Origin of the sequence: Bradyrhizobium sp. 139, assembly GCF_023074175.1 — a bacterium.
In the GTDB taxonomy this organism is placed as follows: Bacteria; Pseudomonadota; Alphaproteobacteria; order Rhizobiales; family Xanthobacteraceae; genus Bradyrhizobium.
Genome location: NZ_JADPKS010000012.1, coordinates 64226 through 81919, shown reverse-complemented (window position 1 = coordinate 81919; position 17694 = coordinate 64226). Strand labels below are relative to the sequence as shown.

Annotated in this window: 18 protein-coding genes; 7 read left to right on the top strand and 11 right to left on the bottom strand. The window is 64.6% G+C overall.

The window, feature by feature from the left end; all coding sequences use genetic code 11:
• Nucleotides 1-162: 162 nt before the first annotated feature.
• From dut to ubiE, 4 genes are read right to left on the bottom strand one after another with little or no spacing between them, the layout of a single operon-like run.
• Nucleotides 163-621 (bottom strand): dUTP diphosphatase, encoded by a 459-nt coding sequence (gene dut, locus IVA80_RS04265; RefSeq protein ID WP_247425916.1) that lies wholly within the window; start codon nt 619-621, stop codon nt 163-165.
• On the bottom strand, nt 618-2069 hold the full coding sequence (gene coaBC / locus IVA80_RS04260) for a bifunctional phosphopantothenoylcysteine decarboxylase/phosphopantothenate--cysteine ligase CoaBC (RefSeq protein WP_247425914.1): 1452 nt from the start codon (nt 2067-2069) through the stop codon (nt 618-620). The genes dut and coaBC overlap by 4 nt, the downstream gene beginning before the upstream one ends.
• A gap of 56 nt (nt 2070-2125) precedes the next feature.
• Nucleotides 2126-3700: a 2-polyprenylphenol 6-hydroxylase gene (gene ubiB / locus IVA80_RS04255; RefSeq protein WP_247425912.1), complete on the bottom strand. Its 1575-nt coding sequence runs from the start codon at nt 3698-3700 to the stop codon at nt 2126-2128.
• A complete protein-coding gene (gene ubiE / locus IVA80_RS04250) occupies nt 3697-4458 on the bottom strand; it encodes a bifunctional demethylmenaquinone methyltransferase/2-methoxy-6-polyprenyl-1,4-benzoquinol methylase UbiE (RefSeq protein WP_247425910.1) in 762 nt (253 codons plus the stop codon). The genes ubiB and ubiE overlap by 4 nt, the downstream gene beginning before the upstream one ends.
• 81 nt (nt 4459-4539) lie before the next feature.
• Here ubiE and mutM point away from each other — a divergent pair, with 81 nt between their 5' ends.
• Complete coding sequence (mutM, locus tag IVA80_RS04245) at nt 4540-5439, top strand: bifunctional DNA-formamidopyrimidine glycosylase/DNA-(apurinic or apyrimidinic site) lyase (protein ID WP_247425908.1); 900 nt, start codon at nt 4540-4542, stop codon at nt 5437-5439.
• A gap of 269 nt (nt 5440-5708) precedes the next feature.
• Here the strand turns inward: mutM and IVA80_RS04240 are convergent, their stop codons facing one another.
• Nucleotides 5709-6353, bottom strand: a complete 645-nt coding sequence (locus tag IVA80_RS04240; protein ID WP_247425906.1) for a ParA family protein — start codon at nt 6351-6353, stop codon at nt 5709-5711.
• A gap of 331 nt (nt 6354-6684) precedes the next feature.
• Nucleotides 6685-8043: a serine protease gene (locus IVA80_RS04235; protein WP_247425903.1), complete on the bottom strand. Its 1359-nt coding sequence runs from the start codon at nt 8041-8043 to the stop codon at nt 6685-6687.
• Nucleotides 8044-8290: 247 nt separating this feature from the next.
• Here IVA80_RS04235 and moeB point away from each other — a divergent pair, with 247 nt between their 5' ends.
• On the top strand, nt 8291-9094 hold the full coding sequence (gene moeB, locus IVA80_RS04230) for a molybdopterin-synthase adenylyltransferase MoeB (protein WP_247425901.1): 804 nt from the start codon (nt 8291-8293) through the stop codon (nt 9092-9094).
• A 9-nt stretch (nt 9095-9103) separates the two neighbouring features.
• Here the strand turns inward: moeB and IVA80_RS04225 are convergent, their stop codons facing one another.
• Nucleotides 9104-10111, bottom strand: coding sequence for an aldo/keto reductase (locus IVA80_RS04225; protein ID WP_247425899.1), 1008 nt, complete (start codon nt 10109-10111; stop codon nt 9104-9106).
• Between the two features lie 116 nt (nt 10112-10227).
• Between IVA80_RS04225 and IVA80_RS04220 the strand changes: the two genes are divergently transcribed.
• Entirely contained in the window at nt 10228-11139 is a 912-nt protein-coding gene (locus tag IVA80_RS04220) for a LysR family transcriptional regulator (protein ID WP_247425897.1), read from the top strand.
• Between the two features lie 3 nt (nt 11140-11142).
• Here IVA80_RS04220 and IVA80_RS04215 read toward each other — a convergent pair whose 3' ends face one another.
• Nucleotides 11143-12144, bottom strand: a complete 1002-nt coding sequence (locus IVA80_RS04215) for a D-glycerate dehydrogenase (RefSeq protein ID WP_247425895.1) — start codon at nt 12142-12144, stop codon at nt 11143-11145.
• Nucleotides 12145-12468: 324 nt separating this feature from the next.
• Between IVA80_RS04215 and IVA80_RS04210 the strand changes: the two genes are divergently transcribed.
• A complete protein-coding gene (locus IVA80_RS04210) occupies nt 12469-12999 on the top strand; it encodes an SH3 domain-containing protein (protein WP_247425893.1) in 531 nt (176 codons plus the stop codon).
• A 53-nt stretch (nt 13000-13052) separates the two neighbouring features.
• Here IVA80_RS04210 and irrA read toward each other — a convergent pair whose 3' ends face one another.
• Nucleotides 13053-13544 carry an iron response transcriptional regulator IrrA gene (gene irrA, locus IVA80_RS04205; RefSeq protein WP_247425891.1) on the bottom strand — a complete coding sequence of 164 codons (492 nt, stop codon included), beginning with the start codon at nt 13542-13544 and terminating at the stop codon, nt 13053-13055.
• A 348-nt stretch (nt 13545-13892) separates the two neighbouring features.
• Between irrA and fabA the strand changes: the two genes are divergently transcribed.
• The 3 genes from fabA to fabI all read left to right on the top strand — a co-directional run bounded on the left by fabA (nt 13893) and on the right by fabI (nt 16618).
• Nucleotides 13893-14414, top strand: a complete 522-nt coding sequence (gene fabA / locus IVA80_RS04200; protein ID WP_007603915.1) for a bifunctional 3-hydroxydecanoyl-ACP dehydratase/trans-2-decenoyl-ACP isomerase — start codon at nt 13893-13895, stop codon at nt 14412-14414.
• A gap of 40 nt (nt 14415-14454) precedes the next feature.
• Complete coding sequence (gene fabB, locus IVA80_RS04195; RefSeq protein WP_247425889.1) at nt 14455-15678, top strand: beta-ketoacyl-ACP synthase I; 1224 nt, start codon at nt 14455-14457, stop codon at nt 15676-15678.
• 136 nt (nt 15679-15814) lie between these two features.
• Complete coding sequence (gene fabI / locus IVA80_RS04190; RefSeq protein WP_247425886.1) at nt 15815-16618, top strand: enoyl-ACP reductase FabI; 804 nt, start codon at nt 15815-15817, stop codon at nt 16616-16618.
• An 11-nt stretch (nt 16619-16629) separates the two neighbouring features.
• Here the strand turns inward: fabI and IVA80_RS04185 are convergent, their stop codons facing one another.
• Nucleotides 16630-17229 carry a glutathione S-transferase family protein gene (locus tag IVA80_RS04185; protein WP_247425884.1) on the bottom strand — a complete coding sequence of 200 codons (600 nt, stop codon included), beginning with the start codon at nt 17227-17229 and terminating at the stop codon, nt 16630-16632.
• Entirely contained in the window at nt 17226-17690 is a 465-nt protein-coding gene (locus tag IVA80_RS04180) for a GNAT family N-acetyltransferase (RefSeq protein ID WP_247425882.1), read from the bottom strand. Before IVA80_RS04180 ends, IVA80_RS04185 begins: the two co-directional genes overlap by 4 nt.
• Nucleotides 17691-17694: the final 4 nt, after the last annotated feature.

Below are 17694 nucleotides of genomic sequence, written 5' to 3'. Positions count from 1 at the left end.
GCGCGACGACCCCCGTCGCGTGCGAATCAAAAGACAATACCCTCACCGCGACTCCAGCGGTAAGAGTCCAGATCGTGAACGCAAAGGCGGTCCCACAAAAATGCCGGGCCTGCTGTTCCAGTCCACGTAGTTCTTCGGTGATTCGGCTGGAGCTGCCGTGCGTTAGCGGCCGGTCGAGCCAAAGCCGCCGGCGCCACGATCGCTCGGCGACAATGTGACCACGGGAACCAGCGCGGCCTGCACCACCGGCGCAATCACCATTTGCGCGATGCGCTCGCCGCGCTTGACCACGAACGGCGCTGCGCCGTGATTGATCAGGATCACCTTGATCTCGCCGCGATAATCCGCGTCGATCGTGCCGGGCGAGTTCAGCACAGTGACGCCGTGCTTGGCGGCAAGTCCCGAGCGCGGTCGCACCTGCGCCTCGTGCCCGGGCGGGAGCGCGATCGCGAGGCCCGTCGGCACCAGCGCATATTGGCCGGGCGCGAGCGTCATCGGCTCGCTGTCCGGCACCGCGGCCATCAGGTCGAGACCGGCGGCATCATTGGTTTGATAGGCAGGCTGGGGCAGGCCATCGGCATGGGGCAGGCGTTGCAGTTCGACTGTGACTTTCGTGCTCAAGATACCGGCTCCCGGGATTTGTCGGTCACGCTCTTGACGACATGCGCGACCAGCTCGATGGCGACCTGTTCCTTGGTCATCACCGGCCAGGAATCAACTGCGATCTCGCCGTCCTCCTCACCATTCTTGCGACTAATCAGATGCACGGTGTTGCGGTCGCCGCCCATCACGCCGGTCGCCGGCGAAACGTCGTTGGCGACGATCCAGTCGCAGCCCTTGCGGGCAAGCTTGGATTTGGCGTTGTCGATGAGGTGCTCGGTCTCGGCGGCAAAGCCGATCACCAGCGGCGGGCGCTTGTCGGTCAGCTTGGCGATCGTCGCGAGGATATCAGGATTTTCGACCAGCTGAAGCGGCGGCATGCCGGCCGAGGTCTTCTTCAGCTTCTGCTCGCCTTCACTGGCAACCCGCCAGTCGGCGACCGCGGCGGCGAAGATCGCGATATCAGCAGGAAGCGACGCCTGCACCTGCTCCAGCATTTGCCGCGCCGATTCCACACGCTTGACCGTCACGCCCTGGGGATCGCTAAGATCGACCGGGCCGCTGACCAGAATCACCTCGGCGCCCGCGGCTTGCGCGGCGGCAGCAATGGCAAAGCCCTGCTTGCCGGAGGAGCGGTTGGCGATGTAGCGCACCGGGTCGATCGGCTCATGCGTCGGGCCTGCGGTGATCAGCACGCGCCTGCCAGCGAGCGGGCGCGGCACCGGCGGTCGCAGCAGCCGTTCGGTGGCGGTGGCGATCTCGATCGCCTCCGACATGCGGCCGATTCCGGCCTCGCCCGCCTCGGCCATCTCGCCGGAGTTCGGGCCGATCAGCACCACGCCGTCACGCTGCAACTGCGCGACGTTGCGCCGCGTCGCCGCATTGTTCCACATCAGCGGATTCATCGCCGGCGCCAGCAGCACCTTGCGGTTGGTCGCAAGCAGGATGGCGCTGGCGAGATCGTCGGCATGGCCGTTCGCCATCTTGGCCAAGAGGTCGGCGGTCGCGGGGGCCACCACGATCAGGTCGCAGTCGCGCGCCAGCCGGATATGGCCGGCGTCGAACTCGCTCTGGGGGTCGAACAGGTCGGTGTAGACGCGCTCATGCGAGAGTGCGCTCACGGCCAGCGGCGTGACGAATTGCTGGGCCGCCTTGGTCAGGACGCAGCGGACCTCGATACGGCGCTCCTTCAGCCTGCGGATCAGGTCGAGCGACTTGTAGGCCGCGATCCCGCCGCCAATGATCAGGGTGACGCTGGCCTCCCGGCCGGCGCCGGTGCGCTGCGGCGTGGGGACGATGGATGCCGCGGGAGGGGCCGCAAACGGCGTCAGCGGCTCCTCACGGCCCTCGATCAGCTCCCGCAGGATGATCCGGACCTCTTCCTCGACCGACCTGCGGTTCTTGGCCGAGCGCAACCGCAGATAGGTTTTGACGCCCTCGTCGAGCTTGCGGATGGTCAGGCTTGCCATGACGCCCTCCAGCACGGAATGATAGCGATGCTATCATCCACGTGATTTCAGTGCAATCACAGATTCCGGACGGCGATCAGGATTCCGATGAAGGTGGCGGCGATGATCCAGAGCGCCACGGTGCGCCAACGGTTCTTGCGACCTTCGCTGCGCCCCATCGCCGCGATGCTCTCCGGCGACAGCCGGATGCCGTCCCGCGTCATGGCCTCGAGCTGTTCGAGCACCGTTACCGAGCGTTGCGCGATATCGGGCAGGCGCATCAGCACGCGGACGAGATCGCCGCCGCCGGACAGCGCGCCCTGCACGCGGCCGATCGGGCCGAGATTGCGCTCGATCCATTCGCGCACCACGGGGTCGGCGATCTTCCAGATGTCGAGCCTGGGGTCGAAGCCGCGCGCCACGCCCTCGACCACCACCATGGTCTTCTGGAGCAGGATCAACTCGGGCCGCGTGGTCATGTCGAACAGGCCGGTGACTTCGAGCAGCAGCGTCAGCAGCCGCGCCATCGAGATCTCTTCGGCCGTGCGATTGTGGATCGGCTCGCCGATGGCGCGGATGGCTTGCGCGAAATTCTCGACCGAGTGATGCGCCGGCACATAGCCGGCCTCGAAATGCACCTCGGCGACGCGGCGATAGTCGCGCGTGATGAAGCCGAGCAGGATCTCTGCGAGGAAGCGCCGCTCCTTCATCCCGAGCCGGCCCATGATGCCGAAATCGACCGCAACGAGGCGGCCGGTCTCGTCGAGGAACAGATTGCCCGGATGCATGTCCGCGTGGAAGAAACCATCACGCAGCGCGTGGCGCAGAAAACTCTGGATCACCTTGCGGCCGAGATCGGGCAGGTCGACCTGCGATTCTGCCAGGCGCTTGTGATCGTTCAGGGCGATGCCGTCGATCCACTCCATCGTGAGCACGTTGTGCGTGGTGCGGTCCCAGTCGATGGTCGGCACGCGAAAATCAGAATCGTCGCGCGTGTTCTCCGCCATCTCCGACATTGCCGCGGCCTCCAGCCGCAGGTCCATTTCCATCGCGACCGAGCGCGACATGGTGTTGATGACCTCGATGAGGCGCAGGCGCCGCGCTTCGGCCGAATAGGCCTCGGCTTTGTGCGCGACGAAGAAGAAATCGGAAAGATCGCGGCGAAAACGCGTGGCCACATTCGGCCGCAGCACCTTCACTGCGACCGGCGTGCGGATGCCATCGCGCAAAACTTCGCCGCGATGCACTTGTGCGATCGAGGCGGCCGCGACCGGCGGGCCGAGACTCGCGAACACATCGGTCAGAGGCCGTTCCAGCGAGGTCTCGATCGCGGCTTCCGCTTCGGTCTGCGAGAACGGCGGCAGGCGGTCCTGGAGGCTTTCGAGGTCGCGCGCCATGATGACGCCGACGACGTCGGGGCGCGTTGCCAAAAATTGTCCGAGCTTGAGATAGGCCGGGCCCATCCGGGTCAGCGCGCGCGACAGCCGCGGTCCATACTTTGGGCCGCGTCGTTCAATAATGCGCGCGAGCTTCAGCGCCAGCTGTCCGGGCGGCGGGACCAGGCTCGGATCGACCGAGCCGAACACGCCTTCGCGCGCAAAGACGAACGCGGCGCGGATCAGGCGCGCTATGTGGGTGACGGCAGAGATCACAAACGCCAGCCCGAATGCAGTGCGACGATGCCGCCGGACAATATCTGCCAGTTCACGCGGGCGAAGCCGGCGTCGCGGATCATGTCGGCGAAGGCGTTGGGTCTTGGGAACTTGCGGATCGACTCGACCAGATATTGGTAGGACTCGGCGTCACCCGTGACCATGCGGCCGAGCGGCGGGATCACCTTGAACGAGAACAGGTCATAAAGGCGATCGAGTCCCGGCATCTCGACGGTGGAGAATTCCAGACAGAGGAAGCGGCTGCCTGGCTTGAGCACACGATAGGCCTCGGCCAGCGCGAGATCGATCCGCGGCACGTTGCGAATGCCGAAAGCGATCGTATATGCATCGAAGCTGCGGTCGGCGAAGGCGAGCGCTTCGGCATTGCCTTCGACGAAATCGACCTGGGTCTCGATATGCCGTTTCGCGGCACGCTCGCGGCCGACCTCCAGCATCCCGGAGTTGATGTCGCAGACGGTGGCATGGAAGCCCGCGCCTGCGGCTTTGGCGGCGCGGAACGAGATGTCGCCGGTGCCGCCGGCAACGTCGAGCAGCGCGAACGGCCGGTCGCCTCTCGGTGGGTCGAGCGCAGTGATCAAGATGTCCTTCCAGACCCGGTGCAGGCCAGCGGACATCAGATCGTTCATCAAATCATAGCGCGAAGCCACGCTGTGAAACACATCGTTCACCAACGTCTGCTTGTCCCCGAGGGGAACGTCCCTGAAGCCAAAATGCGTGGTTTCGCCCGGCCGATCCATTACTCTGCTCCACGAGGCGGACCATAGCGCGCCCGCCGCAATGGCGCTATCACACCCCCCTCATAAGGTGAATGCCTGACCATGCCTGAATTGCCCGAAGTCGAGACCGTCCGCCGCGGCCTTCAGCCCGTGATGGAGGGCGCGAGAATCGTCGTCGCGGAGGCCCGCCGGCCCGATCTGCGCTTTCCCTTTCAGCCCGACTTCGTGGCCCGGCTGCAGGGCCAGGTCGTCACCGGGCTCGGCCGCCGTGCAAAATATCTCATCGCCGATCTCGCCTCCGGCGACGTGCTCTTGATGCACCTGGGCATGTCCGGCTCGTTCCGCGTCATCAAGCCGGACAACGACGCCGCACCGGGCGAGTTTCACTATCCGCGGGCCAAGGATTCGACGCACGACCATGTGCTATTCCGGATGTCCTCGGGCGCCGACATCGTGTTCAACGACCCGCGTCGTTTCGGTTACATGAAAGTGATCGCGCGCAACGCTCTCGACGAGGAGCCGCTGCTCCGCGGGCTCGGCCCCGAGCCGCTCGGCAACGAATTCGACGCCGCGATGCTGGCGCGGTCCTGCGAAGGCAAGACCACGAGCCTGAAGGCTGCGCTGCTCGATCAGCGCGTGGTCGCGGGGCTCGGCAACATCTATGTCTGCGAAGCCCTGCATCGCTCGCATCTGTCACCGCGCCGGGTCGCCGCGACGCTGGCGACCAAGCGACGCAGGGGCGTTGGCGGAGGCGAGCCGACCGATCATGCGAAGCGATTGGTCGGTGCGATCCACACCGTACTGTACGACGCCATCAAGGCCGGCGGCTCCAGCTTGCGCGACCATCGCCAGACCTCGGGCGAGCTCGGCTATTTCCAGCACGCGTTCAAGGTCTATGACCGCGAAGGCGAGGCCTGCAAGACCCCCAGCTGCGGTGGCACAGTGAAGCGCTTTACGCAGAATGGCCGGTCGACCTTCTGGTGTTCGAAGTGTCAGAAGTGAGGCTCAGGCTTGCGACCAGGAGGCCGTGAGCCTCTGCGAAAGTGACGAACTCACCACGAACGTCATTGTGAGCCCAGCGAAGCAATCCAGAATCTTTCCGCGGTCACGGTCTGGATCGCTTCGCTGCGCTCGCAATGACGGATGGATGGAGCGTCCGAAAAACGCGAAGCGAAGTAATCCGGCCGGGCTGGTAGCCGGATTGCTTCGCCGCTTGGGCTCTTTCACCGGATAGCGAAGAGCCCTCCCTGGCTCCGGAGCGGTCGCGCCGCTCAGGATGTCAGTGTCGTGGTCTCGTCCGAAATCTCGGCGGTGACGTGCATCATCCCGTCGGCGGCCGAGATGACCTGGTCGATCAGGACATTGATCGTGGCGGTGAGCTCGAGCCGGCTCTCGATCCAGCGCCAGAGGCCGTGGATCTCGTCGGCCGACTTGCCGTTGGGTGCGAACTCGCTGACGGCAAGGCCGCTCGCGAGCGAATCCTGATGATCGTTGCGCATCACGATCAGCGGGCGCGCCAGCACCTCAGTGAGATCGAGTGCGGCTTCCTCGGCCAGCGCGTTGGCCGCGTTGCCGATGCGCTGGCCGCGGATCGGCGTCTGGTTCAGCACGAAGCTGTAGGGACGCTTCCAGGCGCGCGCGACGCTGAGGCCGGCTGCGGTGTCGACGATCGCGAGCTGGAGGCCGCTGTCGGCCAGCATCTTCAGGCGCGGCTCGATATCGGCCGCGTGATAGATCGGCTCGACGACGAGATCGTCAGCGTCGCGACGGCGCTGCCAATTGGACAGGGTGCCCTGCGGGTCGGTCTCGATCAGGCGGACGGTGAAGCCGGCCTGCTTGGCTGCCAGCGCGAGGCCGATGGCGAGCGTGCTCTTGCCACTGCCGCCCTTTTGGGTGGCCAGTACGATCGTGTGCATTGAAAATCAATCCTTTGGAGTGCTTGGGTCAGGAATACGCCACGCGAACGTGCATCGATCTCGATGCTGAGCTCTTTTCGCTCAGGACGTGCCGGCCCGATCCAAAGGGGATCGCGGAGGTCCGAATCAGCAGTCACAATGATGGCGGAACCGGGAATGCCAGCTAATCCGTACCATTACTGGACCAGTAGTCGTACGTGTGATGTGCGCGACGATACAACCGATCTCGCGCCCCGCCGCGTCCGGGAGAGGAGAGGAAAGGAGAAGAGAGGAGAAGAGAGGAGAGGAGAGGAGAGGAGAGGAGAGGAGAGGAGAGCTATCGTCGCTCGATCTACTTCCGCACGCAGATCACGCGAACGATGGCGGCTTTTGCATCCGTCGAACTGCCGTTCGCCTTGATTTCGTTCGCCTTCAGGAAGTCGCGGACCGCATCCGCGGAAACCAGCACCGCTTGTGACGCCGGCATCGACGTCGCGGGTCCTGCGACCATGACCGGCTTCACCAGCGCGATGCCGGCGAACTTGCCGTCGCTGTCGATCGCCGGGCTGCCGGAGAAGCCGACAGCTGGTGGAGGCGACAGCGCGGAATCGCTGCTCGTCACCGGCGCCAGCGCGCCCTTGACGCTGGACACACCGGCCGCGCCACCCTGGCTCTGCGGGTCGGCAATGCCGATGATGTCGACATTCATCTTCGCCGCGCCGCCTGTGAGGCCGAGCGGCTTCAGGCCGCGCGCGCCGTAGATGTGCAGCAGCGCAAGATCGTGCTCCTTGTCCGCAGCGAGACGGTCGGCGCTGCCGTAGCCGCCGATTGTGATCGCGAGACAATTATCGGTGACGAGGCGGTCCGTGACGATCGCACCGTCGTCGCTGACGACGATCCCGGTGCCGTATTCGACGGTCTTGCGCGGCGGCGGCCCGGCTTGCGGTCCTGACGGAAACGCGTTGAACGCGCTCGACATCGCGATCACGACCGGTTCGACCGTGTTCTCGGTCGCCTGGTCGTAGAGGATCGTCATGGTGCGGACTTCGTCGCCTTTAAAGGTGCCTCGCACGTAGAATTTCTTGAGCCCCTGAAGTCCGGACAGCACGAAGAAGTCGGGCTTCACCACGGCGTAGTCGACCTTGCGACCCGGCTCCCTCTTCTCCGCTTCCGCGAGCTTGGCGGTGGTCGGGCTTGCCTCCTTGCGGCGGCTGAGCAGTATCTGCACCGTGCCGGTCGGCGAGGTCCATTTCGAGCCGTTGGCGTCGGTTGCCTGCTGCGGCACCAGCTTGCCGGGAATGCCGAGTCGCGCGCCGCTGGTCATCTCCGTCACGATTTTCCAGCCGACGCTGTCCTGCTTCCGCCGCGCGGTCTCGGCGAGCGCGGCGCGCTCCTGCGGATTGAGCACGCCGGTCGGCTTGCTGCCCTTGCGCTTCTGGTACTCCTTGATGGCGTCGACCATGCGCGCGCTGACGTCGCCGGTGATGGCGCCGTTATATTGGCCGACCCAGGCGAGGTCGGATTGCAGCGAGAACCGTTCCGCCTGCGCCATGGCGTCGGCCGTCTCCGACGGCGTCTGCAGTGCGGGGGGCCGGATCGGCACGGTCTGGACCGGCTTCGGCTTGGTGCCGGGGATCGGCGGCGTCGTCATTTGGGCGTTCGCGCCTGCGCTAGCCGCGAACATCAGTATTGCCGCAAGCATCGATCTCATGACAAATCCGGCCAGCCCATTGAACGTGATGCCATTGAAGCACATCTCGTTGGTCGCGAACAATCTCGGGCCGGTTCAGGCCAGGGTAGAGGCCATGCAGCCAAACCCTCGTCCTCATCCTGAGGGCCCGCCGCAGGCGGGCGTCTCGAAGGATGGGCCGCGGGCGCCAGCGGGGCCTTCATGGTTCGAGACGCGCTTGCGCGCTCCTCAACATGAGGGATAAGCACCGGAAGGACAAAAGACGACGATGCTGAGCCCGGACGAACTCGAACGCTATGCTCGCCATATCGTGCTGCGCGACGTCGGCGGTCCGGGCCAGGCTGCGCTGAAGAGGGCCTCCGTGCTGGTGATCGGCGCCGGCGGGCTGGGCGCGCCCGCTTTGATGTATCTGGCCGCCGCCGGAATCGGCACGCTCGGCGTGGTCGATGACGACGTGGTCTCGCTCTCCAACCTTCAACGGCAGGTGATCCATACGACGCCCGATATCGGCCGGCACAAGGTCGAGAGTGCCGCCGAGCGAATCACCGCGCTCAATCCGCATGTGCGCTTCGTCGGCCGCGCCACCTGGCTCAACGCCGATAACGCGTTGTCGCTGATCGGCGACTACGATCTCGTGCTCGACGGCTCCGACAACTTCTCGACACGTTATCTGGTCTCGGATGCCTGCTTCTTCGCGAAGAGGCCGCTGATCACGGCGGCGCTCGGCACTTTCGACGGCTCGCTCACCACCATCCGCGCACATGAGAAGACCGAGCAGGGCGAATTCAACCCGACCTATCGCTGCCTGTTTCCGGAGGCGCCGCCGCCCGGCACGGTGCCGGCCTGTGCCGAGGCCGGCGTCATGGGTGCGCTCGCGGGCGTGATGGGCTCGATGATGGCGCTGGAAGCGATCCGCGAGATCGTTGGTTTTGGCGATGGCCTGGTCGGCCGTCTCCTGATGATCGATGCGCGCGCGATGCGCTTCGAGACACTGCGTTACGCGCGCGATCCGGCCAATCCGCTCAATGGCGATGGGCCGGTCATGGCCGATTTGAGCGCCCATCGCACCTGATTGCAGATGCTACGCGGTGGCAGGCTTCTCGCTATCGAGATGCGCCATCTGCTCGGCCGTATAGCGCGTGCCGGAAGCGACATCCGGCGGGAAAGCTTTTGCCAACGCCGCAAGATGAACCGGCGTCAGCGCGACCTTGGTCGCACCGAGCGCCTCGGTGAGACGGTTGCGGGTGCGAGCGCCGACCAGCGGCACGATCTCCTTGCCTTGCGCTGCCACCCAGGCGATTGCGACCTGCGCCGGCGTCGCACCGATCTCGCCGGCGATGGCGCGCAGCTGCTCGGCCAGCGCGAGATTGGCATCGAGGTTCGCGCCCTGGAAGCGCGGGCTCATCAGCCGGTAGTCCTTGCCGGTCTTGCCGGAATCCTTCGACCAATGGCCGCTGATCAGGCCGCGCGCCAGCACGCCATAGGCTGTGATGCCGATGCCGAGCTCGCGGCAGGTCTTGAGGATGTCGCGTTCGATGCCGCGTTCGATCAGCGAATATTCGATCTGGAGATCGGCGATCGGATGCACGGCGTGCGCGCGGCGGATGGTGTCGGAGCCGACCTCGGACAGGCCGATATGCCTGATGTAGCCGGCCTTCACCATCTCGGCGAGGCCGCCCACCGTCTCCTCGATCGGGACGTTGGGATCAAGCCGCGCCGGGCGGTAGATGTCGATGTAATCGGTGCCGAGCCGCTGCAGCGAATAGGCGAGGAAGTTCCTCGTTGCGGCCGGCCGCGAGTCGATCCCGGCGAACTCGCCGGCGGGGCCGCGCAGCGCGCCGAACTTGACGCTGATCTGCACTTTCTCGCGCGCTACGTCCTTCAACGCCTCGCGCACCAGCATTTCGTTGTGGCCCATGGCGTAAAAATCGCCGGTATCTAGCAGCGTGATGCCGGCATCGAGCGCCGCATGGATCGTGGCGATGCCTTCGCCGCGATCGGCCGGGCCATAGACCTCGGACATTCCCATGCAGCCGAGGCCGAGGCTTGAGACGGTGGGGCCGGTTGAACCGAGCTTGCGCTGTTCCATGATGCTCTCCTCGAAAGGCGGCGCAGATCGCGCCGCGTGACGAGGGCAGATATGCGTTCGCTCAATTGCGCTGATAAGCTGGACAATTAAGAATAGCTTGTTCATCATATCGAACAATGGCCGATCCCGATTTGCGCGATCTCGACGCCTTCGTGGCGATCGCCCGCACCCGCAATTTCCGGCGTGCGGCGGTCGAAATTCGCGTGTCGGTGTCGAGCCTTAGCCAGCGGCTACGGGACCTGGAGGAGCGCCTCGGCGTCCGCCTGATGAACCGCACCACCCGCAGCGTCGCGCTGACCGAGGCGGGCGAGCTGCTGCTGTCGCGCGTCGCTCCGGCGCTGCGCGAAGTCGGCGATGCCCTCGAGCAGGTCCGGGGCCTGCGCGAGGTGGCATCGGGGCGCCTCCGCATCAACGCGCCGCCGCCCGCCGTCGATCTCGTGCTGGCGCCGATGGCCGGGCCGTTCCTCGAGGCGCACCCGCAGGTCGATCTCGACGTCGTCTCCGAAAGCGGATTTGTCGACATCGTCAGCGCGGGTTTTGATGCCGGCGTGCGCTATGGCGAACATCTTGCGCAGGACATGGTGGCGATCCCGCTGAGCGGCCCGCAGAGCTATGTCGTCGTCGCCTCGCCCAAATACATCGCGCGCCGCGGCAGGCCCCTGCATCCGAAGGATTTGCTCGATCATGATTGCATCCGCGCCCGCTACTCGAGCGGCGTCATGCATGATTTGGAGTTCGAGAAGGCTGGCCAGCTGGTGAAGGTCGACCCGCCGGCCAAGCTGATCTCGACCAACATGGGTCTTGCCATGCGCGCCGTGATCGACGGCGTCGGCATATGGGCAACGCTCGATGGTTACGTCCATGAAGCCGTGAAGTCCGGCGCGCTGGTCAGCTTGCTGGAAGACTGGTGCGAGCCGTTTCCGGGACCGTTCCTGTACTATCCGAGCCGGCGCCAGGTGCCGCCGGCGCTGCGCGCCTTCATCGATTTCGCCGCTGATTGGCGCAAGCGCGAAGCGCGCAGCAAATAAACCTCAGAGCATGCTCGGCAGCACGCGATCCGGCGGCTTGTGGGCATCGAGGAAGGTTCGGATGTTGATGATCACCTTCTCGCCCATCTCGACGCGGCCCTCGATCGTGGCGGAGCCCATATGCGGCAGCAGCGTCACCTTGCCGGCCTTGGCGAGCCGCACCAGCTTTGGATTGACCGCGGGCTCGTGCTCGTAGACGTCGAGGCCGGCGCCACCGATCTCACCGCCCTCGATCAGCTTGATCAGCGTGTCCTCGTCGGTCACCCCGCCGCGCGCGGTGTTGACGATGTAGGCGTCCTTCCGGATCAGTTTCAGCCGCCGCGCCGAGAGCAGATGATAGGTCGCCGGCGTGTGCGGACAGTTCACCGAGATGATGTCCATCCGCGCCAGCATCTGGTCGAGACTTTCCCAATAGGTCGCGCCAAGCTCTTCGGCGATGACAGGCGCGACGGGACGGCGGTTATGATAGTGGATCTGCAAGCCGAAGGCGCGGGCGCGGCGTGCGACCGCCTGGCCGATGCGGCCCATGCCGATAATGCCGAGACGCTTGCCGCCGATGCGGTGGCCGAGCATCCAGGTCGGCGACCAGCCGGCCCAGGGCTTTCCTTCCGTCAGGATCGAGGCGCCTTCGATCATCCGGCGCGGCACGGCCAGGATCAGCGCCATGGTCATGTCGGCGGTGTCTTCGGTCAGAACTTTTGGCGTGTTGGTGACGGTGATGCCGCGGGCATGCGCGGCCGCAACATCGATGTTGTCGACGCCGTTGCCGAAATTGGCGATCAGGCGGAGCTTGCAATCGGGCTGGTTGACGATGTCGGCGGTGATGTGGTCGGTGACGGTCGGAACCAGCACGTCGGCCGTGCACGCGGCTTCGGCGATCTGCTCGGCCGACATTGGCGTGTCGTCGAGATTGATCCGCGCGTCGAACAGCTCGCGCATCCGGGTCTCGATCGAGTCCGGCAGCTTGCGCGTCACCACGACGAGGGGCTTTTTCTTCACCGACATGTCCTGCCCTCATGAGGCGTTGCAAGCCGCCTCTGTCGCCAAAGGCCGGCCGTTGAGGCCCCATTAACCCGGTTGTTCGACACTGCCTTTGCCGTGTCGTCCCCGGCGTTTCCTTCAAGCTCTCCCGACATTTCCACCCGGAAAATCGGGGCAAACTGGTTGTTCAGATGTCCGTCCTCTCTAGCAGAAGGCCGGGCCAAGACAAGAACCACAGGTTCAAGGCTTCGGGAACACCCGCGTGGGGCGGGAGAGGGGATTGCGCGGCAGGTTTGGAATTTGGGGTGAGGACCCGGCTCGGCGGGATTCTCGACAGGAGACGGGTTGATGGCGTTGGGGCGTTTTTGTTCGGTGATGGCGCTCGTTTGCACCTGGTTGAGCGCTTCGGTCAGCCCCTCGCATTCGGCGAAGGACACTACCCCCCAGACTGCCAGTGGCCTTCCGGTGCCGCGCTATGTCAGCCTCAAATCGGATCACGTCAACGTCCGCGCCGGCCCGACCAAGGACAATGATGTGGCCTGGGTCTACACCCGCGCTGGCCTGCCGGTCGAAATCACCGCCGAGTTCGAGAACTGGCGCCGGGTGCGCGATTCCGAAGGCTCTGAGGGCTGGGTCTATCATTCGCTGCTGTCGGGCCGCCGCACGGCGGTCGTCACCATGAAACACAGGGACGAGCTCGCGCCGATCTACGACCGCGCCGATCCCGACAGCGCGGTTGCGGCCAAGCTCCAGGCCGGCGTCGTCACGCAGGTCAAGAAATGCAGCGCAAACTGGTGCCGCGTGACCGGCAACGGCTTTGACGGCTGGATCCAGCAGGAGCGCCTTTGGGGCGTCTACTCGGACGAGCAGGTCAACTGACGCTTGGGGGCAAGCCCGGCCATGACGACTAAATCAGCAGTTTAGGATAGATCTCAGCGCTTCTTGCGCAGGCGCACGACCATGTCGATGCGGGCGATCTCGTAACCCTCCGGCACCTCCGGCATCTTGGACAGCGCCAGATGCGGATCCTCGATATCGACCAGCTCGTGGCTGTTCTCGAGGTAATAATGGTGGTGGGTGGTGACGTTGGTGTCGAAATAGGTCTTGGTGCCGTCGACACTGACCTGGCGCAGCAGGCCGGCATCGGTAAGCTGGTTCAATGTGTTGTAGACGGTGGCGAGCGACACCGGCACCTTGGCCAGCGTCGCTTCCTCGTACAGCATTTCAGCCGTGAGGTGGCGCGCACCCTTGCCGAACAGCAACCAGCCGAGCGCCATCCTTTGGCGCGTCGGACGGAGGCCGGCGGACTGGAGCATTTCGTTGACGTCGTGCCACGGGCAGCCGGTCAGGGCCGGCTGGCGACCGGGCAGAAGGGCCGCCGCCTGGGCGTCTTCATCGTGATGGGGCGCGTTGTTCTCGTTCATTTCCAAAAATCGGGCACGCGTGAACACTATCTTCCTGCAATATATGGACAGATAGATGCAGATGCAAGTTTCTCGCAACTAGAGTGGTTCTAATCAGGTATGGAACCGGGCGAGCACCCGGTCATTCTACCTTCATGAGATCGCTTTGCCACCCGAAATGCCTGTGTTAGAGAGCGCGCGGTTCCGCTGAGCCGATTTGTGGCGCAGCCGGGCATTGGGGCCCGGCCGGCAGTCCACCGGGCTCGCGGGCGTCGCGCCTGGCGACGGCAATTGGCGCTGCTTCCGAACGAAACGGGGCCCATTTTCGCCAAAAACGCCGCTCAATCGGGATTTGAACAGAGGCTTCGCATGCTGAATAGGCGCAACGGCTACGAATATGAAGATCTGCTGGCATGTGCCCGCGGCGAGATGTTCGGCCCGGGCAATGCCCAACTGCCGCTGCCGCCGATGCTCATGTTCGACCGCATTACGGACATCAGCGAGACCGGTGGCGAGTTCGGCAAGGGCGTGGTGCGCGCCGAGCTCGACGTGAAGCCCGACCTCTGGTTCTTCGGCTGCCACTTCAAGAACGATCCCGTCATGCCCGGCTGCCTCGGCCTCGATGCGCTGTGGCAAATGGTCGGCTTCTATCTGGGCTGGAGTGGCGGTGAAGGTCGCGGCCGCGCGCTTGGCCTGAACGAGCTGAAGTTCAGCGGCCAGGTGCTGCCCGAGGCCCGCAAGGTTGTGTACAACATCGACATCAAGCGCGTGATGCGTTCAAAGCTGGTGCTCGGCATCGCCGACGGATGGCTTTCGGTCGATGACCAGATTATCTATCGCGCGAAGGATCTGAAGGTCGGCCTGTTCAAGCAGGGAACGAGCCTGGGCTGAGCGCATCACCAAGAAAGACAACGATTTAGGCGAGGCTGTCATGAGGCGGGTTGTGGTCACCGGGATGGGAATCGTCTCGTCGATCGGAAACAACACCCAGGAAGTGCTTGCGAGCCTCCACGAGGCGAAGTCAGGCATTTCGCGGGCTGAGAAATATGCCGAGCTCGGCTTCCGTTCGCAGGTGCAAGGTGCACCGACGATCGATCCTGCAACGGTTGTCGACCGGCGCGCGATGCGCTTCCTCGGCCAGGGGGCGGGATGGAATCATATCGCGATGGAGCAGGCGATCCAGGACTCCGGTCTGTCGCCCGAAGAAATCTCCAATATCCGCACCGGCATCATCATGGGCTCCGGTGGCCCATCCGCCCGCACCATTGTCGAGGCCGCCGACATCACCCGCACCAAGGGACCCAAGCGCGTCGGACCGTTTGCAGTGCCGAAGGCGATGTCGTCCACGGCCTCCGCGACGCTCGCGACCTGGTTCAAGATCAAGGGCGTGAACTACTCGATCTCGTCGGCCTGCGCGACGTCGAACCACTGCGTCGGCAACGCCTATGAGACGATCCAGATCGGGAAGCAGGACATCATCTTCGCCGGTGGCTGCGAGGAACTGGACTGGTCGCTCTCGGTGCTGTTCGACGCCATGGGCGCGATGTCCTCGAAATACAACGACACTCCCGCCACCGCCTCGCGCCCCTACGACGTCAACCGCGACGGCTTCGTGATTGCCGGCGGTGCCGGCGTGCTGGTGTTGGAAGAGCTCGAACATGCCAAGGCGCGCGGCGCGCGCATTTACGGCGAGATCGTCGGCTACGGCGCGACGTCGGACGGATACGACATGGTCGCGCCCTCCGGCGAGGGCGCCGAGCGCTGCATGCGCATGGCGATGTCGACGGTCAAGACCAAGGTCGACTACATCAATCCGCACGCGACCTCGACGCCGGCCGGCGATCCGCCGGAGATGGACGCGCTCCGCAGGGTGTTCGGAACTGGCGAGAAATGCCCGCCGATCTCGGCGACCAAGGCGCTGACCGGCCATTCGCTCGGTGCGACCGGTGTGCAGGAGGCGATCTATTCGCTGCTGATGATGAACAACGGCTTCATCTGCGAGAGCGCTCACATCCAGGAACTCGATCCCGTGTTCGCCGACATGCCGATCGTGCGCAAGCGCATCGACAACGTCAAAATCGGCACCGTGCTGTCGAACTCCTTTGGCTTCGGCGGCACCAACGCCACGCTGGTGTTCAGCCGGCTGGATGCGTGATTTCAGCGCGCTGTCGTGCCCCGCGAATGCGGGGCATCCAGTAGGCCGCGGCTTCTCGGCTTGCAACAACAGTCTCGGATTATTGGATCGCCCGCATGCGCGGGCGATGACCTCGGAATAGTGGAGTTACGAGCCGATGGAAGGATTGATGAAAGGCAAGCGCGGTCTGATCATGGGCATCGCCAATGATCATTCGATCGCCTGGGGCATGGCGAAGACGCTGCATGCCCATGGCGCCGAGCTTGCCTTCACCTTCCAGGGCGAGGCGCTGGGCAAGCGCGTCAAGCCGCTGGCGGAGCAACTCGGCGTCGATATGGTGCTGCCTTGCGACGTCGAGGATATCGGCAGCGTCGATGCCGCCTTCGCTGCGCTCCGCGAGAAATGGGGCCGCCTGGATTTCGTGATCCACGCGATCGGCTTTGCCGACAAGAACGAGCTCAAGGGCCGCTATGTCGACACCAGCCGCGAGAATTTTTCGCGCACCATGGTGATCTCCTGCTTCTCCTTCACGGAAATAGCAAAACGCGCTGCCGAGCTGATGACGGAGGGCGGCAGCATGATCACGCTGACCTTCGGCGCCTCGATGCGCGCGATGCCGAACTATAACGTGATGGGCGTGGCCAAGGCGGCGCTGGAAGCCTCCGTGCGCTACCTCGCCTCCGATTTCGGACCACGCGGCATTCGCGTCAACGCGATCTCCGCAGGCCCCATCCGCACGCTCGCCGGCTCGGGCATCGGCGAGGCGCGCGCGATGTTCGGCTTTATGCAAAAACATTCGCCGCTCCGCCGCGGCGTCACGCTCGATGAGCTCGGCGGCTCGGCGCTGTATCTGTTGTCGGATCTCTCCGGCGGCGTGACCGGCGAGATCCACTATGTCGATTCCGGCTACAACATCATCCTGATGCCGAAGCCGGAGGATCTGAAGTCGTCGGAGCAGTAAGGTGCTAGCGGCTATGATCCGGCCGCGATCTTCTCCGCGCGCTGGAATGCCGGCCGCGCCATGCACCGCGCCAGATAAGCATCGAAGGCCGGGCGCGACGGCACCATCTTGAACAGGCGCACCGCGAAGTTCAGGCCCGACCCGACCGTGATATCCGCGGCGGAGAACTCCTCGCCGAGGATCCACGGTCCCTTCGCGAGCGCAGCTTCCAGCACGTCGAAGACCTGCGTGGCGCTGCCCCAGGCCGCGGTCGAGGCCGGGATCTCGATCTTGGTAAAGATCTGGATGATGGCGGGCTCGATGCAGCCGGGCGAGAAGAACAGCCATTGCAGATAGCGCGCGCGGCGCGGATCGGTCGTAGCAGGCGCAAGTTTCGTCTCGGGATAGCGGTCGGCAATGTAGGCGCAGATCGCGGCGGCTTCGCCGAGCGCGGCGTCGCCGTCGGCCAGCGCCGGCACCTTGCCCATCGGATTGACCTTCAGAAAGTCCGGCGCCTTTTGCGCGCCGGTCGAAATGTCGGTCAGCACGCGCTCATAGGGAAGGCCGCTTTCTTCCATCAGCCAGAGCGTCGTAAACGAGCGCGAGCGGGGCGACCAATAGAGCTTGATCATGGGGCGTTTCCTTTTTTCTTCCACCGATAATACTTCATCACAAACCCGTTCGATGGCTCGATCTCTTCCTTCTCGAACACAAAGCCTTCGCGCTCGTACCAGCGCCAGGCTTTTTCGTTCTCGCGCACGCAGCGCAGGTACATTTCATCCGGCATTAGCATGCGCGTGAAGGCGAGCAATTGCCGTCCGAGCGATTGACCCTGATAGGCGGGCGCGACGAAAAGCATGTCGAGATAGAGCTTTGGCAGATGCAGCGCCAGCATCGCGGCGATCGTACCGTCGTCGTCGGCGACGAACAGGCTCCAGCCGCTCTCGATCTCGCGCCGGATGCGTGCACGCAGGTTCGCCAGCAGGAAGGGGCTCGCCTCGGCGAGCCCGGTCGAGACCCAGCTCTCCATCCAGACGCGGCCGATCTCGTCATATTCGTCGGCACGGGCGGGGCGGATGACCGGAGGCGGCATCGGG

What these genes read in the sequence shown, in the direction of transcription:
- coaBC (WP_247425914.1), bottom strand. Translation starts at nt 2,069, where the DNA reads ATGGCAAGCCTGACCATCCGCAAGCTCGACGAGGGCGTCAAAACCTAT.
- fabA (WP_007603915.1), top strand. Translation starts at nt 13,893, where the DNA reads ATGCTGAATAGGCGCAACGGCTACGAATATGAAGATCTGCTGGCATGT.
- ubiE (WP_247425910.1), bottom strand. Translation starts at nt 4,458, where the DNA reads ATGGATCGGCCGGGCGAAACCACGCATTTTGGCTTCAGGGACGTTCCC.
- moeB (WP_247425901.1), top strand. Translation starts at nt 8,291, where the DNA reads ATGCTGAGCCCGGACGAACTCGAACGCTATGCTCGCCATATCGTGCTG.
- IVA80_RS04225 (WP_247425899.1), bottom strand. Translation starts at nt 10,111, where the DNA reads ATGGAACAGCGCAAGCTCGGTTCAACCGGCCCCACCGTCTCAAGCCTC.
- IVA80_RS04235 (WP_247425903.1), bottom strand. Translation starts at nt 8,043, where the DNA reads ATGAGATCGATGCTTGCGGCAATACTGATGTTCGCGGCTAGCGCAGGC.
- IVA80_RS04180 (WP_247425882.1), bottom strand. Translation starts at nt 17,690, where the DNA reads ATGCCGCCTCCGGTCATCCGCCCCGCCCGTGCCGACGAATATGACGAG.
- fabI (WP_247425886.1), top strand. Translation starts at nt 15,815, where the DNA reads ATGGAAGGATTGATGAAAGGCAAGCGCGGTCTGATCATGGGCATCGCC.
- IVA80_RS04215 (WP_247425895.1), bottom strand. Translation starts at nt 12,144, where the DNA reads ATGTCGGTGAAGAAAAAGCCCCTCGTCGTGGTGACGCGCAAGCTGCCG.
- IVA80_RS04240 (WP_247425906.1), bottom strand. Translation starts at nt 6,353, where the DNA reads ATGCACACGATCGTACTGGCCACCCAAAAGGGCGGCAGTGGCAAGAGC.
- IVA80_RS04210 (WP_247425893.1), top strand. Translation starts at nt 12,469, where the DNA reads ATGGCGTTGGGGCGTTTTTGTTCGGTGATGGCGCTCGTTTGCACCTGG.
- fabB (WP_247425889.1), top strand. Translation starts at nt 14,455, where the DNA reads ATGAGGCGGGTTGTGGTCACCGGGATGGGAATCGTCTCGTCGATCGGA.
- mutM (WP_247425908.1), top strand. Translation starts at nt 4,540, where the DNA reads ATGCCTGAATTGCCCGAAGTCGAGACCGTCCGCCGCGGCCTTCAGCCC.
- irrA (WP_247425891.1), bottom strand. Translation starts at nt 13,544, where the DNA reads ATGAACGAGAACAACGCGCCCCATCACGATGAAGACGCCCAGGCGGCG.
- IVA80_RS04220 (WP_247425897.1), top strand. Translation starts at nt 10,228, where the DNA reads ATGGCCGATCCCGATTTGCGCGATCTCGACGCCTTCGTGGCGATCGCC.
- IVA80_RS04185 (WP_247425884.1), bottom strand. Translation starts at nt 17,229, where the DNA reads ATGATCAAGCTCTATTGGTCGCCCCGCTCGCGCTCGTTTACGACGCTC.